The organism is Prevotella sp. AM34-19LB (assembly GCF_003468525.1).
In the GTDB taxonomy this organism is placed as follows: domain Bacteria; phylum Bacteroidota; class Bacteroidia; order Bacteroidales; family Bacteroidaceae; genus Prevotella.
Map to the genome: position 1 here is coordinate 62,744 of NZ_QSIG01000010.1, position 17,369 is coordinate 80,112.

General features: G+C 45.4%; 10 protein-coding genes and 3 pseudogenes. 9 read left to right on the plus strand and 4 right to left on the minus strand.

Annotated elements, in window-relative coordinates:
* The 5 genes and pseudogenes from DW830_RS04885 (at window position 1) to DW830_RS04905 (ending at window position 4,365) form a co-directional block, all read left to right on the plus strand.
* Window positions 1-1,151: pseudogene (locus tag DW830_RS04885) on the plus strand (glycoside hydrolase family 99-like domain-containing protein).
* Window position 1,152: 1 nt separating this feature from the next.
* Window positions 1,153-1,968, plus strand: a complete 816-nt coding sequence (locus DW830_RS04890) for a hypothetical protein (RefSeq protein ID WP_119249104.1) — start codon at window positions 1,153-1,155, stop codon at window positions 1,966-1,968.
* 7 nt (window positions 1,969-1,975) lie between these two features.
* A complete protein-coding gene (locus tag DW830_RS04895; RefSeq protein ID WP_119249105.1) occupies window positions 1,976-2,797 on the plus strand; it encodes a glycosyltransferase family A protein in 822 nt (273 codons plus the stop codon).
* Window positions 2,798-2,863: 66 nt separating this feature from the next.
* Complete coding sequence (locus DW830_RS04900) at window positions 2,864-3,673, plus strand: glycosyltransferase family 2 protein (RefSeq protein WP_119249106.1); 810 nt, start codon at window positions 2,864-2,866, stop codon at window positions 3,671-3,673.
* Between the two features lie 56 nt (window positions 3,674-3,729).
* Window positions 3,730-4,365 (plus strand): sugar transferase, encoded by a 636-nt coding sequence (locus tag DW830_RS04905; protein WP_119249107.1) that lies wholly within the window; start codon window positions 3,730-3,732, stop codon window positions 4,363-4,365.
* A 172-nt stretch (window positions 4,366-4,537) separates the two neighbouring features.
* On the opposite strand, the gene DW830_RS04910 is transcribed toward DW830_RS04905, so the two are convergent.
* From DW830_RS04910 to DW830_RS04925, 4 genes and pseudogenes are all read right to left on the minus strand, one after another.
* Window positions 4,538-5,812 (minus strand): TolC family protein, encoded by a 1,275-nt coding sequence (locus DW830_RS04910; RefSeq protein WP_119249108.1) that lies wholly within the window; start codon window positions 5,810-5,812, stop codon window positions 4,538-4,540.
* Between the two features lie 31 nt (window positions 5,813-5,843).
* A pseudogene (locus DW830_RS04915) lies at window positions 5,844-9,034 on the minus strand (efflux RND transporter permease subunit).
* A gap of 13 nt (window positions 9,035-9,047) precedes the next feature.
* Window positions 9,048-10,292, minus strand: coding sequence for an efflux RND transporter periplasmic adaptor subunit (locus DW830_RS04920; protein ID WP_119249109.1), 1,245 nt, complete (start codon window positions 10,290-10,292; stop codon window positions 9,048-9,050).
* A gap of 173 nt (window positions 10,293-10,465) precedes the next feature.
* Entirely contained in the window at window positions 10,466-10,843 is a 378-nt protein-coding gene (locus tag DW830_RS04925; protein ID WP_158573443.1) for a hypothetical protein, read from the minus strand.
* Window positions 10,844-11,060: 217 nt separating this feature from the next.
* Here DW830_RS04925 and DW830_RS04930 point away from each other — a divergent pair, with 217 nt between their 5' ends.
* The 4 genes and pseudogenes from DW830_RS04930 (at window position 11,061) to ligA (ending at window position 17,255) form a co-directional block, all read left to right on the plus strand.
* Complete coding sequence (locus DW830_RS04930) at window positions 11,061-13,136, plus strand: protein-disulfide reductase DsbD family protein (protein WP_119249111.1); 2,076 nt, start codon at window positions 11,061-11,063, stop codon at window positions 13,134-13,136.
* Window positions 13,137-13,239: 103 nt separating this feature from the next.
* On the plus strand, window positions 13,240-14,502 hold the full coding sequence (locus DW830_RS04935; RefSeq protein WP_119249112.1) for a CobW family GTP-binding protein: 1,263 nt from the start codon (window positions 13,240-13,242) through the stop codon (window positions 14,500-14,502).
* A gap of 246 nt (window positions 14,503-14,748) precedes the next feature.
* Window positions 14,749-15,273: a GNAT family N-acetyltransferase gene (locus DW830_RS04940; protein ID WP_119249113.1), complete on the plus strand. Its 525-nt coding sequence runs from the start codon at window positions 14,749-14,751 to the stop codon at window positions 15,271-15,273.
* Window positions 15,274-15,288: 15 nt separating this feature from the next.
* A pseudogene (gene ligA / locus DW830_RS04945) lies at window positions 15,289-17,255 on the plus strand (NAD-dependent DNA ligase LigA).
* Window positions 17,256-17,369 lie beyond the last annotated feature (114 nt).

Sequence of the window (17,369 nt, forward strand, 5' to 3'; positions counted from 1 at the left end):
ATGAAAGCAAGAGTTATAGCTTTTTATCTGCCACAGTTTTACCCGATTCCCGAAAACGACAAGGTGTGGGGACTGGGATTCACAGAATGGACGAATGTAGCCAAGGCTCGTCCGGTTTTCATGGGCACTATCAGCCTAGAATACCGGCAGATTTAGGCTTCTATGATCTTCGTCTGCCTGAGACTCGAGAGCAGCAGGCCCAGTTGGCACGCGAAGCAGGTATAGAAGGTTTCTGCTACTGGCATTACTGGATGGGTAATGGAAAGCGCCTGTTGCAGCGTCCTTTCGATGAGGTACTAAATTCCGGCAAACCAGATTTTCCTTTTTGCCTCGCATGGGCCAATCATGATTGGAAAACAGGAACATGGGTGAACAAAGGTGGTAACCAGATGATCTGCGAGCAGAAATATCCTGGAGACGATGATTATATTGCCCACTTTCATTATGTTCTTCAAGCTTTCAAAGACCATCGCTACATTACCGTAGATGGAAAGCCACTGTTCTTGATATTCGACCCTTACCACTTTAAGGATGTTCGTCATTTTATACAACTCTGGCGTGACTTAGCCAAAGAAAGCGGATTGAAAGGTATATACTTCGTTGCAATGTGCTCAGCCACAACCACCGTAAAGCGCAATGAAGATGGCACATTGAGCAGAGTGGTTCCTAATCTGGACAGTGCTTCTGAGGTTTATGAAAGCTTTATCAAACTAGGATTTGATGGCATTAATCCAATGGGAAAAAACCGTGCAGAAATGGTGTATCAAGGAAAATATTGCCGCATCATTCGAAGAGCATTACAAAAGAAGCTTTCTTTTCTGCCTCCGTTGAAATATGATTATCCGAAAGTGATGAAGCATTTCTATATGCCCGAAGACCAATGGAACAATGTATTCCCTACTCTCTTTCCACAATGGGACAGAACTCCAAGAGCAGGCAAGCATGAGGGGATATATATAAACGCTACCCCACAGAATTTCGAGGAGCATATCAGAGGGGCACTTCAAATTATTAGAAACAAACCGGAAGATAAGAAAATCTTATTCTTGCGTTCTTGGAACGAATGGGGGGAAGGAAACTATGTGGAACCAGACTCATTATATGGCCACGGTTTTTTAGATGCTATAAAAAAGGAAATAAAAACGGAATAAAATGGAAATAAAAATAATCCCGACAGGAGGACTTTGCAATCGACTGAGAGCTGTCGCAACTTCCATTGCGATAGCAAAGCACTATAACTGTTCGCTATCCATCTATTGGAACAACAGTAGAGGACTCAAGGCAAACTTTGCAGACTTATTCGAACCTATTCATATAGAAAAAGTGCATCTGATAGAGAATACACAATGGTTATATCATATCAACGGAACCAAGGATTATCTCTTGAGAAAGTGGTTCCTTCAGTTGGGGAATGAGCAAGTCGTTTTCAATCATAGCATCTATACACAAGGAGATATCTATCCGAAGTTGAAGAGTAATTATAAGGGCAACCTGCTCTTGATTTCTTGCTATCCTATGTGTACGGATTATCAAATTCAGGACATATTCGTTCCGAAAAGAGATCTTCAGCTGCGGATTGATCAAATAACCTCGGTTTTCTCGAAACATACGATTGGTGTTCATATCAGAAGAACAGACAACATAGCTTCTATCAATTCTTCACCAACAGATGTTTTTGTCCATCTTATGCAACTTGAAATAGAAAAAGAAGATACTGTGAAGTTTTATGTGGCTAGTGATGATGAGAAGGTAAAAAAAGAACTGCAAGATAAATTCCCTGGAAGAGTCATTACATTAATGGATGATACCAGTAGAGACTCTCTCGAAGGTATGAAATTCGCTGTAGTGGATTTATTCTGTCTAAGTAAGACTAAAAAAATATTGGGTAGCGTGGCTTCTTCCTATTCACAAATTGCAGCAGAAATTGGCGGTATCAAAGTAGAATATGCTAAGTGTAATGAGAAATAAATAGTTTATGACACCAGAAATAAGTATCATCATACCAACTTACGCTCCTGGAGAATTACTCTGGATGTGTTTAGATAGCCTGGAGCAGCAAACTTTAGGCAAGGAAGCGTATGAGGTATGTCTCGTTTTGAATGGAGACAAAGAACCTTATTATGCCAATATAAAGGAATATCTGAAAAATTATAAGATGAAGGTTCATTTGATTTATAGTGAGCACAAAGGTGTTTCGTTTGCTCGAAATCTAGGCATAGATTTTGCAAAAGGTAAATACCTTACTTTCATTGACGATGATGATCTTGTAAGTCCAAACTATCTGGAACAATTAACCAAAAACAGTTGCGACAATGGAATCACTGTTGCCAATATGATTGCTTTCAGAGGAGATGTTGAAAATGTGACAGATCATTACCTCTCTTCGGCTTATCAGCGATATGATGTAGGGAAGAAAAAGAATGTTTTCCGTCATCGCAGCCTGCTGTCTAGTGCTTGCTGCAAGCTTATTCCCCGCACATTGATTGGGGATATTCGCTTTAGCACGAATTTATCTCATGGCGAAGATTCCTTCTTTATGTTTATGGTATCGGCTGGTATCAGACAAATAAACGTTACACCTCCATCCGCCATTTACTATATTCGCAAGAGAGACGACTCATCCTCAAGAAGCAAGGAGAATAGGCGCAAAAAGCAGAAAATGGAGATCAAGCTCTTCTATTTCTATACAAAAGAGTATTTCTCACATATAAAAAAATATAATTTGCTATTCTACGTAAGTCGCATTGTTGCAACTGCTTACAAATTGTTTCTAGAAGATTACGTAAGACCTCTTTAAAAGCATCTTGCTTCTTTTACAATATTAAGCAGTTTTGTTCGTTATAATATAAAGGGATAAAAGAGAATGGATAGGAACAGGTTAGTATCAGTTATCATGCCTACTTATAATGCCGGCAAATATCTTGCCGACAGCATAAGTAGTATCCTAGATCAAACCTATCTTGACCTGGAACTACTGATTACAGATGATGGTTCCACAGATCCGGTAACTCTGGATATTCTGCACGAGATAGAGGAAAAGGATAGCCGGGTGGATGTGCTCTATCTTGACCACAACCATGGAGCAGGATATGCTCGGAATAAGAGCATAGAACGTGCCAAGGGAAGATACATCGCTTTCTGTGACTGTGACGACCAGTGGACTCTGGATAAACTGGAAAAGCAAATCGCCTTCATGAACCAGAAACAGTGTGCTTTATCCTGTACCTCATACTTCATTTTTAATTTTAACGAACAAAAATCTGTAGGCATCAATATCGCACCGCCCAAAATCACTTTCTCTATGATGAAGCGGGATAATAAAATAGGTTGCCTCACTGCTATCTATGATACCCAACTGCTGGGCAGAAAATACTATATGCCCACTTTGCGTAAGCGACAGGATTGGGCACTCTTCCTGCAAATCCTGAAAGATTGCAAGGTGTGTTATTCCTACCCCAACCAGCCGCTGGCAGTGTATTGCCGCCACAAGCATTCCATATCCAGCAGCAAGATATCACTTGCTAAATACAATATAGCTGTTTATCGTAGCATTCTGGGGTATGGATGGTTGAAGGCTTGCTTCTACTTTGCTTTTTTATTTTTGCCAACATACATTCTGAAGCTATTGAAGCGAAAACTGGATAGTTACTGCTTTGTTAAAAGAAAAGGATAGCTAAATATAATATATGGCACAACTTTACGTTTATATAGTAAATGGAATAACTCTATATGAGAAATAGTATTGTTAAGACAAAAGTCATAGTAGATGGAATGAGTGCTATGGAGCGAAACGTCAAGCGAGCTGGCGACTTTCTGTTAGCAACAATCTGCTTACTGCTCGTTTCGCCTCTCATGCTTCTAATATATATAATGGTAAGATGTGAAGATGGTGGACCAGCTATTTTCAAGCAGGAACGCATCGGTCGGTTTGGACGCCCCTTCAACATCTATAAATTCAGAAGCATGACGGTGGATGCAGAGAAGAACGGTCCTCAGCTCTGTTCCCATAAAAAAGATAAGCGGCTTACCCATATCGGCAAGTTTCTGAGAAAACACCATCTGGATGAACTTCCTCAACTTTGGAACGTGATTTGTGGCGATATGTCGTTTATTGGTCCAAGACCAGAACGAAAGTTCTACATAGACCAGATTATGGAGCATGACCCTAGATATAAGAATCTGTATCAGATTCGCCCTGGTGTTACTTCCTACGCAACCCTCTATAACGGATACACAGATACGATGGAGAAGATGTTGCGCCGCCTGGATATGGACCTTTACTACCTGGAGCATCGCTCATGGTGGTTTGATGCCAGAATCCTAGGTAAGACTTTCATCAAGATTATCTTCGGAAGAGTGTTCTAAATTATTATACTGAACTTTTGCATGTGGGGAAGTTAGAGAAGTTAGAGGGAAGTTAAGGGACAAATGTCCTACGTTTTACGAAAGAATACTATTGTCTCTTAACCTCCCGAACGACCGTAGGGAGTGATAACTTCTTTAACTTCTATCAATTCCCTCACTTGCGAAAGTTGAATTACAGATTATTCGAAAGCCCCAGCAAAGCCAAGGCTGCCTCATTATATTCATTGATGACATCAGCCTGCTTCATACCCATATCTATCGCCTCCTGCAAGGCATTGGCATATTCCACATAGCTGATTTCTCCACTCTCATACTCGGCAGTACTAAGGCGAACGATATCTTTTGCCTTGGAAATGTTCTCGCCATTATAATAAGCCATGCGCTTGGCTGCATTCTGGAAACGGTTGTAGCCTAGGCGATAATCACGTTCCTTTTCTCTTCGATCCTGCTGCATCTCCAGTTCAGCTACCTCACGATCCTTCCTAGCAGCCTTCACCTTTGCCTTGGTAGCGCCATAGAAGAGAGGCACGCCTACACCAATCTCAAAGCCGAAGAAGTTACCCTCGGTAAAACGCTGACGGTCGATGTGGTAAGGATCCCAACTGGAAATGAGTGCCTGGGTGCGAACCGTAAGCGAAAGAGATGGCGCATAACCAGTCTTGGCGCACTTCACCTCCTTATCGAGTGCCTTCAGACGGTCTTGCTGATACTGCGCATCAGCAGTCTGCTGATAGTTGAAGGTTCCGCTGACAGGAGATTCCAGTGCAATGAGATAAGATTCGGCAGGCAAAACTGGCTGATCGGTATTTAATAATGCCATCAGTTCCATCTGCTTGTTCTCAGCCTCACTCTTCACATTTACCATCTCTAAATGGTTTTCGTTACGCAAGCGCTCGGCTGTAAGGAACTCCAGCTGTCTGGCTTCACCTGCCTTGTAACGCTTCTCGGCTACATCGCAATAACGGTCGAGGATAGAATCCTGGCGCTGAAGGATGCTCAGACGATGGGTCTGATAGAGCATCGCATAATAAGCAGAAGCAATCTCAAGCTTAATCTGCTGATTAGTTACACCAAGACGACTTTTCTCAGCCTGAGTTTCTGCCTTAAGCTGACCACGGCGGGCGGTATAAACCGTTGGAAATTCGATGCCCTGTGAAAATGCAAGAGCATTATCGGTATCGCCGCTTGAAGCCGGATTCTGTCCGAAAGCAATCTCTGTCTTGTCCACATCCCATGCCGTTCCTTCCATTATCTTGGCACGTTCTATCGATTTTCTTCCAGCCTGCAACGTCAGGTTCTGCTTATCTGCCAACTGGAAACACTGCTCCAAAGTCATCTTCGTGCCGGGAATGGTGGCATCGAAAAGGTGAGCCTTTGCCTCTGAAGGGGCCAGCAGCATCAAAACTGCTGCCAGCCCGAATATAGTTTTCTTTTTTTTCTTGTTCATCCTAAATGTTTTATGTTATCTTCTTAATTGCCTATTTCCTGGTGAATGTCTTGTAGATAGCAGGCAACACCAGCAAAGTGAGCAGTGTACTGGTTATCAGACCACCTATCACCACCGTAGCCAGTGGTCGCTGTACCTCTGCTCCATCACCCTGGGAAAGTGCCATAGGCAGGAAACCCATAGAGGCGACAAGTGCCGTCATCAAGACAGGACGCAAGCGAACCATACAGCTCTCGATGATGCGATGATGAATCAATTCTGTAACTCCCATGGATGCTGACAGTTTGTCTGCAGTCTTTTCTTCACGCTGCATCTGGTTCATCTGTCCGATAAGTACGATTCCATTGAGCACCGCTACACCAAAGAGGGCTATGAAGCCGACACCTGCCGAGATGCTGAAAGGCATACCTCTGAGCCACAAAGCCCAAACTCCTCCGATGGCAGCCAGCGGAATGGCAGAGAAGACGAAGAGCGACTCACGGACATTCTTCACCGTAGCATAGAGCAACAGCAAGATAATGACAAGCGCTATCGGTATCACTACCATCAGACGGTTGGTTGCACTCTGCAGGTTTTCAAATTCACCACCATAATTATAATAGTAGCCATCCGGCAACTTCAGCTTTTCATCGAGAATCTCCTGGATATCCTCCACGGTACTCTGCACATCCCTGCCCTTCACGTTGAATCCAACATAGATGCGGCGGGCACCATCTTCATGAGAAACCTGAGTCGGCGCTGGTGAATAATCAATATCTGCCACCTGGGACAACGGAATATTCGTACCATCCTTGAGAGGTATGCTCAATTGCTCAAGCGTCTCCACGTTGCGCTGCGAAGGATCTATACGGAGTACGATATCAAACTTCTTGTCTCCTTCGTACAGAGAACCCGCCACGGCTCCGGCAAAGGTGGTTTCCAATATCTCGCTGATATCATCCACACTAACCCCGTAGGCCGCCATCTTTTCATGGTTGTATTTTACCTGGATTTGAGGCAGACCGGCAACTTCCTCAACAAAGATACCGCTCACGCCCGGCACATCTTCTATCATTTTCTTCACCTTGCCTGCCTGCTGGGTGAGCACGTCCAGATCATCACCAAATATCTTGACAGCCACATCCTGCTTGATACCTGTCTGCAGCTCATTGTTGCGCATCTGAATGGGTTGGGAAATCTCTGCTTCCAATCCAGGAATGGCACTCAAGGTTTCCTCCATCTTCTCCATCAATTCTGGAGTAGTCTTAGCAGAGGTCCATTCTGCCTTCGGTTTCAGTGCAATCATGATGTCGGCACGTTCTACCGGCATCGGGTCTGTAGGAATCTCAGCACTACCTATACGGCTTACTACCTGCTTAATCTCTGGATATTCCTTCTTGAGCAGCTTTTCAGCCTTGGTACAACTCTCCACCATCTGCGACAATGAAGTTCCCTGCGCCATACTCATTTCCACGGCAAAGTCTCCTTCTTCCAGACTTGGGATGAATTCGCCTCCCAGATATTTGAAGCCCACGACACTGACGCAGAAAAGAGCCACAGCACCTGTGATGACATCCTTGTTACGTGCCAAGACCCAGTCAAGAACCGGACGGTACCATGCCTGCAACTTCTCTATCACGCGGTCGGAGAATGTTTTTCGGGTATGTACCTTTCGACTTAACATCAGCGAACTTGCCATCGGCACATAGGTAAGCGAGAGAATGAAGGCTCCCAGAATGGCAAAGAATACCGTAAGTGCCATCGGACGGAACATCTTTCCTTCGATTCCTACCAGTGTCATCAGCGGAATATATACAATCATAATGATGATTTCGCCGAACGCAGCACTCTGTCGGATTCGGGAAGCTGAGAAATGAACTTCCTCGTCCATCTGTTTCTGGGTCAGAGCAAATGGAGTTGCAGCCCCGCCATTCTGACACTGAGCAAGATAAGCAGCACGAACTTCCGGCTGCGAGAAATGACCGGTATTGATATGAGTCACCACAGCTTCAACTATGATGACCGCAGAATCCACTATCATTCCAAAGTCGATGGCTCCCAGCGACATCAGGTTTCCGTCGATGCCAAAGGTCTTCATCATACCGAAGGCAAAGAGCATACTCAGTGGGATGACACTTGCTACAACAAGTCCGGCTCGCCAGTTACCTAGGAAGATAACAAGTACGAAAATTACGATAAGTCCGCCTTCAATCAGGTTGCGGGCGATGGTGCCCTCTACCCGATCCACCAGGTTGGTTCGGTCGATAAACGGTTCGATCACTACTCCTTCCGGAAGTGATTTCTGGATCAGACTGATTCGTTCCTTTACATTTTTGATAACTTCCTGGAAGTTCTCACCCTTGAGCATGATGGCGATACCAGCCACCACCTCGCCTTCGCCATTGCGGGTAACGGCACCGAAACGGGTGGCGTGACCCAGCTGAACCTTTGCCACATCGCCCACCTTGACTGGTGTTCCATCCACCGTCTTCACCGTGATGTTGGCAACATCCTCCAGATTCTTCACCACACCGATGCCTCGGATATAATACTGGTTGGAATTCTGCTCGATGTAGCTGCCACCCGTATTGGCATTGTTGCGCTGCAAGGCATCAAACACCTCGCTTACGGAGACCCCGCTGGCGTTCAGCTGGTCGGTATTGATAGCCACCTCATATTGCTTGACATAGCCGCCCCAACCGCTTACCTCGCAATGCCCGGGGTTCCGGAAAGCTGTTTGCGCACAATCCAGTCCTGCATGGTTCTGAGCTGGGTGAGCGAGTATTTATGCTCGTATCCCTCCTTGGCACGGATGGTATAGTGGTAGATTTCGCCCAATCCGGTGGCGATAGGTCCCATCTCGGTTTCGGTGTTCTTTGGCAGTTCTTTCTCCAACTGTTCCACTACCTGACTCACCTGCGAACGTGCCCAATAGATATCGGCAGCATCGTCGAAGACAAGCGTGATAACTGAGAGTCCGCTTCTTGAAATGCTTCGGCGTTCCTGGATGCGGGGTATATTGGCAAGTGCCATCTCTACAGGAGTGGTTACGTATTGCTCCACCTCCTGAGCTCCCAGCGAAGGAGCCTGAGTGATAACCTGCACCTGATTATCTGTAATGTCCGGGGTGGAATCGAATGGCAGATGCACAAGCGACCAGACACCCCATATCGCCAGGGCTATAGAGAGTACTCCAATCACCAGTTTGTGGCGAATGGAATAAGTAATAAGTTTCTGAAACATAAGCTACCCTTTCTTAATGTGCATGCTCACCATGTTCGCCCGTAAGCGAAGCCAGATAATAAGCGTTCGCGGTTACAATCTTCTTGCCGGCAGCTCCATCCTTGCCCTTCAACAGATGGTCGCAAAGCTTCACTTCTGTATATTTACCATCCGAAGTGCCTGTGGTCACCTCATGACGGGAGAAGCTGTAGTTACCCTTGCTGGGAGCTCCATTGAGAGCGAAGACATACTGCTTGCCATCTGCGCTCACAATTGCCTGGGATGGCAAAGCGAGACACTGCTGGCTGCCTGTAGCTATCTTTCCACTTACATACATACCTGCGAAAAGCTTTCCGCCATGAGTATTGCCTGACGAAGAATGCAGATAACTCTTCACGCTAGCCGCATCCAACTTTACGTGAACAGCAACGGCTTTCGAACTATCGTTAAAGTATTGGTTCATGCCATAAACGGTTCCAGAAAGTTTTACGCCAGGCTGGTTAGTCAGGTTTATGGTCACCCGATTGCCCACCTTGACCTTCGCCAAATCCTTCTCGAAGACATTGAGGTCGCATTCCACCGCCTGGGTGTTTCTAATCTTCATCAGAGGAGTCTGCATATCAGCATAACTTCCCAGACTGGCAGTCATCTCGCTCACGATGCCGGAGATAGGCGCATGCAAAGGGAACGCCGTAGTAAACTTGCCTTTGGATACAGCGGAAGTAGAAATACCCATCTGGCTGAGCTGTCTGCCAATACCCAGAAGATTGGCATGAGCTACCTGGTAATCTTTCTGGGTCTGCTGTAAGGTACGCTTCACGCCTGCTCCCTGCTTACTGAGCAGAAGTTGGCGCTCCAAATCCGCCTTGGCAAGTTCACACTCCTTGGCAGCAGAATAATACTCACGCTGAAGACTTACCACATCTGTATTTTCAACGGTAGCAACAACCTGTCCTTTATGAACAAGCTGTCCTTCTTTTACAAAAATAGATTTCACGATACCGCCCATCAAAGAGGCAACATCACCCATCGCCTGTGCACGCAGTACGAGCGATCCTTTCGCTTCTATGGTAGCATCCATCTCGCGCTCCACAGCCTCCCCCATCTTCAAATCTACGGTGCTGACCTGCTTGGCAGTCAACGGAATATGATCAAAATCTACTTCTTCAGGCTCATGCTCCTCGTATGCATGAGCCTCTGAACCAGTCTGTTTCGCGAAGAAAGCAAATCCAGCCCAGGCAATCGCCGTAACGACGACAATCAAAACTATTCGTTTCATGTTTGTTTTTTCCTTCTATTTTATAATTCTACCTATTTTACAATTCTACACAACAATTTCACACCACGAATCTTATCAAAAATCCGGTGGCAAAAGTACACAAAAACCCTTGCAACTCAGTTGCATTCGAATCTTCAAACCGATTTTTGCAACCAAGTGGCAAACTTGTAAAATCATAAAATAGAAGGAGGTCCCCGTCTGCTATAGCCTGCCGCCAGTTCCTCAGCAAGCGGAGAAGCTGCCACATGCTGCCATCTCACTGAAATAAGCGAGAGACGAGGGAGAGTTAAAAGAGAAGAACAAGACAGGACCATCAACTGATGGTTCTCATCTACCAGCAACTTGCGGACACCCTTCACCACCTTGGAATTGACAACAAACTGATGCATTTGACGAACGCTACAGTTCTCACGGTCGCTGTCATTTTCCTGTTCATGATGTTCGGTATGCTCATCATTGATGTTGCCATCCTGCTCACATTGCTCCTGAATCATACAGATACGCCCCATGTGGTGATGATGGGTCATCACCGTAGATAGCAATATACTCAATGTAGCTATCCAGAGACTGAATATGTATAATCTTCTTTTCCTCATTTGCAATTTGGCTACAAAAATACAGAATTTTTGTTATATTACCAAGAAAGAGAGATGATTTTATAGCATTTTTTCTAAAAAAAACTAAAAGGCAAGTACCTATACTTCGATGATTGCCGTGTTTTAAGTAAAATTTAGTATCTTTGCAATCAAAATTAGTACACAAATAGAAATGAAAAAGTTTATTGCAGTTTTACAGTTACTCTTTGTAGTAATGTTGGCTCATGCACAGATGATGAACCCTGTGAAGTTCTCTACATCGCTCAAGACCAACGGAACCGCTGTAGCGGAAATCGTGTTTAATGGAAAGATCCAACCGGGATGGCATGTCTATTCTACAGGTTTGGGCGCAGACGGACCTATTTCAGCCACTTTTAACGTAAACAAGCTTGACGGTGTTGAACTCGTAGGCAAGTTGCAGGCTCGTGGCCATGAAATATCAAAGTTCGATCCTCTCTTTGAGATGAAGTTACGCTTCTTCGAGGGTAGCGCTACTTTCGTTCAGAAAGTGAAGTTCACCAAGCCTAACTATCTTATCGATGCTTATCTGGAGTATGGCGCTTGCAGCGACCAGAATTGTCTTCCTCCTAGTGAGGCAAGCTTCAAGCATAGTGGCAAATCTCCTGCTGTAGATGGCAAGGATGCTGTCAGCCCTGGAGATGCGAAAGCTAACGAAAAGACAGAAGATCCAGCAGCTCTCGCTAAAGCGAAAGCAGACTCTCTGGCTCAACTTGCCGTAGCAGAGAAAGTAGATAGCACAGCTAATATTGATTCTTCATTCTCTGTAGATGGCGATGATGCTAAGGCTTGGTGGAAACCAGTTGTAAAGGAGCTTCAGGCGTTTGGTGGCAACAATGACATTGCCAACCATTCACTCTTCTATATCTTTATTATTGGTTTTGTGGGCGGTTTGCTCGCTCTTGTAATGCCATGTATCTGGCCTATCATTCCTATGACAGTAAGCTTCTTCCTGAAGCGTGCCAAGAATGACAAGAAGAAGGGTATCCGCGATGCCATCACTTATGGTTTGAGTATTGTCATCATATACCTGGCACTCGGTCTCACCGTTACTGCCATCGCAGGTCCTAGTACCCTCAATGCGCTTAGTACAAGTGCGGTATTCAACATCATCCTCTTCTTGCTTCTGGCAGTCTTCGCATTCTCATTCTTCGGATGGTTCGAAATCAAGTTGCCAGACAGTTGGGGTAATGCTGTAGATAACAAGGCTTCCAGCACAACAGGACTCATCAGCATCTTCCTGATGGCGTTCACACTCGTGCTCGTAAGTTTCTCTTGTACCGCCCCTATCATCGGCTTACTTCTGGTACAGACAGTTACATCGGGCGACTGGTTGGCGCCAACCATTGGTATGTTTGGTTTTGCCCTTGCTCTCGCCTTGCCATTCACCCTCTTTGCACTCTTCCCATCTTGGTTGAAGTCAGCTCCTAAGTCTGGTTCTTGGATGGAGACCATCAAGATTGTGCTTGGTTTCATTGAGCTTGCTTTCTCTTTGAAGTTCTTGTCTGTAGCAGATTTGGCTTATGGCTGGCACATTATGGACCGCGAGGTATTCCTCTCACTCTGGATTGTCATCTTCGGCCTGCTCGGTCTCTACCTGATTGGCAAGTTGAAGTTCCAGGTAGATGCCATCGGCGGCGACCTCAACAAGCCAATGCCAGTAGCTTGCATTATGCTTGGTCTTTGTTCCTTGGCTTTCTCCGTGTATATGATTCCTGGTCTTTGGGGTGCACCTTGCAAGGCAGTAAGTGCTTTTGCCCCACCAGTAAATACCCAGGATTTCAACCTGAACACCAAAGTGGTAGAACCTGCCTATAAGGACTACGAGGAAGGTATGGCAGCAGCAAAGGCAGCAGGCAAGCCTGTACTGATTGACTTTACCGGCTACGGTTGTGTCAACTGCCGTAAGATGGAGGCTTCAGTCTGGACAGACCCTAGTGTTACTGACATTTTGACAAAGGACTACGTACTCATCTCTCTCTATGTAGATGACAAGACTCCATTGTCACAGCCTATGGAGGTGACTTTCAATGGCGAAAAGCGTACATTGAGAACCATCGGCGACAAGTGGAGCTACTTGCAGGCAAGCAAGTTTGGTGCTAATGCCCAGCCATTCTACATTCCTGTGGATAATGAGGGAAATCCTCTGAACGCTGCATTCAGCTTCAAGGAGGATGTCAGTGCTTATCTTGACTTCTTGCATAAGGGTCTTGATAACTATCGTAAGTAATAATTAACTTTTCATAAGGCGGGAGTGGCATGTTATTTGCTGCTCCCGTTTTCGTAATTAAAGTATAGCACTATAAAGTATAACACTATAAAAAGAGGAATTTATGAACAATAAAGAAGTTCCAGTCCTGCTTTTGACAGGCTATCTGGGCAGTGGTAAGACTACCCTGCTCAACAAGATTTTGGCTAACAAGAAGGGTATCAAATTTGCCGTTATCGTCAACGATATCGGTGAGGTGAATATTGATGCAGCTCTCATAGAGAAAGGTGGCGTGGTAGGTCAGAAGGATGATTCCCTGGTTTCACTCCAGAATGGATGTATTTGCTGTACCTTGAAGATGGATCTTGTAGAACAGCTCAAGGAAATCGTAGATATGAAGCGTTTCGACTATATTGTAATAGAGGCAAGCGGTATCTGCGAGCCTGCACCTATAGCACAGACCATCTGCTCTATCCCATCCCTGGGTCCTCAGTATATCAAGAACGGTATCTTGCGCCTAGACAGCATCGTTACTGTAGTTGATGCACTTCGTATGAAGGACGAGTTTGCCAATGGTTCTGATTTGATGAAGCCAAACCTCGATGAGGAGGATCTCGCTTCTCTCGTCATCCAGCAGATGGAATTCTGCAACATCATCCTTCTCAATAAGGCAGCAGATGTAGAGCCTAAGGAGTTGGAGCACTTGAAGCAGATTATCCGCGCTATCCAGCCTAAGGCAGAGATTTTCGAATGCAACTATGGTGATGTAGATCTCGATCTGATTGTCAATACTCACAAGTTTGACTGGCAGACTGTTGCAACATCAGCAGGCTGGATTCAGGAAATCGAATCTGAACGAAGCGGAGAAGAGGAGCATGATGAAGAAGAGCATGAGCATCACCACCACGAGGATGAAGACCATGAGCATCACCACCACGAGGATCATGAGCACGGCCACCACCATCATCATCATCACGACCATGACCACGACCACGAAGGTGGCGAGGTTGAGGAATATGGTATCGGAACCTTCGTATATTATCGCCGCAAGGCATTCGACCTGGCTCTCTTCGATGAGTTTGTTGCAAGAAAATGGCCTCGTGACGTCGTTCGTGCCAAGGGTATCTGCTATTTTGCTGATGAACCAGACATGTGTTATGTTTTCGAGCAGGCAGGTCAGCAGATGACTGTCAAGCAGGCAGGTCAGTGGCTCGCAACAATGCCAGCCGACCAGCTCGCAGAATTGCGCAAGAACAATCCGCAGCTCGAGAAGGAATGGGATGAGGAACTTGGTGACCGTATGATCAAGATTGTATTCATCGGTCAGCACATCAAGGATCAGAAGGATGCTATTATCGCCGAACTTGATAAGACTTTAGCACTCTAAGGGAAGTCGCCCTGTCAGGCAAAAGCATGAAGAGATTTATGTTTTTTGACCTCACAGGGCGTTATATTTTACTTGTAAAACTTAAGAGATAATAGCGCATTTTAACTACCGAAAAGATGAAAAAAACAGAAATTAAAGGAAAAATGCGGGTAAAAATGCAGTTTTTTCTTCGTTTGTACTTTTAATTCGTTTTTTTTTGTTAAATTTGCACCCGATTAATAAATAATTAAGTGAATATACAAAGAAATGAAGACCGATTTTCGACCTGCATATATTAAGGACTTTGAGGCGTGTTGGAACATCATTGACCAGGCTCGTCGCTCTATGATCGCATCAGGACGTCATCAGTGGACTAATGATTATCCTGCTGAGCACGATATAAGAGACGACATCAACAATGGTAATGCATACGTACTTACCGTAGATGGCGAGGTGGCTGTCTATGGCGCAGTAGCACTCAATGGTGAACCACAGTACGATTTTATCGATGGCGACTGGCTTACCACAGGCGATTATTATGTAATACATCGCTTTGCTACGTTGCCAAAATATCAGCGTGAGGGTTTCGCACGTATATTTATTAATAAGGTGAACAGTCTCTGCGAGGTAGAAAAGGTGCCTAGCATCAAGGTAGATACCAATTTCGATAATCTTCCGATGATTAACTTGCTCTCTTCTATGGGCTTCTGCATCTGCGGAAGAATCAACTATGGGAACAGAGGTATGCGCTTTGCTTTCGAAAAGCAAACGATACAGCCACAGATACAATAACGATTTACAGACATTATGGAGGATAAATTAAATAGAATGAGAAGCTTGGTCAATCAACTGAACCAAGCTTCTGATGTTTATTATAACGGCAAAGGAGAAATCCTTACCGATTACGAATGGGATGCCCTGTTCGACCAACTCAAGAAGCTGGAAGAGGAAACCGGCGAAATTCTCCCCGACTCCCCTACCAACAAAGTTTCTGAAGATATTATCGTCGGTCAGAAGGAAGAACACGAGTTCGCAGCTCTCTCTCTGGCAAAGACCAAGAAGGTCAGCGACCTCGTCAAGTGGGCAGAAGACCGCCCTATCTGGATTTCCTGGAAGCTGGATGGCCTCACCTTGGTAGTGACCTACGACAATGGCAAACTCACCAAGGTGGTAACTCGCGGTAATGGTCATATTGGCACCAACATTACGCATCTGGCACCAGCTATCAGTGGTATTCCGCAGTCCATCACAGAAAAGGGACATCTCGTGATTCGTGGCGAGGCTGTCATCTCCTATGCCGACTTCGAGCAGTTTATCATCGAAAGCGAAGGTGATTACGCCAATCCCCGCAATCTTGCATCCGGATCTCTTTCTTTGAAAGATGTTGAAGAAGTAAAGCAGCGCCATATCCAATGGATTCCTTTCACCCTGGTTTATTGCGAACTGGAAATCACATCATGGGGCAAAAGAATGCAGTGGCTGGAAGAACTGGGTTTTCATCCGGTAGAACGCCAGAACATAGAACAGCCAACTACCGAAAACATTCAACAGGAAATTGATGCATTTACAGCTAAGGTGACCAATAAGAAGAATCCTTTCCCTGTAGATGGTCTCGTCATCTGCTACGATGACACCTCCTATGCTGCTACGGGTTCCGTAACAGGTCATCATGCTACAAGAGCCGGTTACGCCTTCAAATGGCAGGATGAGCACGCCGATACCGAACTCGACCACATCGAATGGTCGTGTGCAGCCAATACCATCACTCCAGTGGCTGTCTTCAAGCCTGTAGAACTGGAAGGCACAACTGTTCAGCGAGCATCTCTCTGCAATGTAAGTGAATGCGAGCGTTTGGGTATCGGAGGCAAGGGAACCCGATTGCAGGTAATCAAGGCCAACAAGATTATCCCAAAGGTGATCAATGTGACAGAATCACTTGGTGTTTTTGAAATTCCTGAAGTGTGTCCTGTCTGCCATGCTGAAGCTATCGTTAGAGAAAGCGAAAGCGGTACGAAAACACTGCATTGTACCAACCTCAATGTGCGGCGAAGCAGTTGAAGAAGTTCACGAGATTCGTGAGCAAGGAAGGTTTGAACATAGAAGGTATTTCAGAACAGACCATCTGGAAGCTGGTAAACGAAGGCTTGATCAGTGAATATGCAGACTTTTATCATCTTTCTGATCATGCCTATGTCATCTCTTCCTGGGAAGGATTCGGAAAGAAGAGTGTAGGCAATATGCTGGAAAGCATCCGCAAAAGCCGAAATACAGATGGTCGTCATCTGCTCTATGCTCTGAACATCCCACTGTGTGGAGGTGATGTTGCCAAAAAGCTGATTGAACGCTATCCTGTCCAGAAACTGATAGAAACCGCACGACTCTGCATGTTTGATGATGAGTTTGCCAGCATCGACGGCATTGGTCCTGAAAAAAGTGCCAAATTCATCGCCTGGTTCAAAGATGACAACAACTTCGCTCACGTACAGCATCTGATGAAGGAGCTGACCATTACAGAACAGGCTCCTGTAGAGAAAGGCACGCAGTGCGACGGACTGACCTTCGTTGTAACGGGCGATGTTCATCGTTATAAAAACCGCAACGAGTTGAAGGCGTACATCGAGAGCCAAGGTGGCAAGGTGACGGGAAGCGTAAGCAAGAGTACCAACTATCTGATTAATAACGATGCAGCCTCGCAGAGTTCAAAGAACAAGAAGGCACACGAACTCAACATCCCTATCATCACGGAAGATGAGTTCGTTGAGAAATTCGGATAAAAAGAAATGAGGGTGTGTCATAAGTTTAGATTATGGCAGCCGAAGTCGGGCTGAAAGCCCAAAAGCTCCTAGCCCAGGGCATCGCCTGGGTAATGTTGGCAAAAAGTAAAGTCG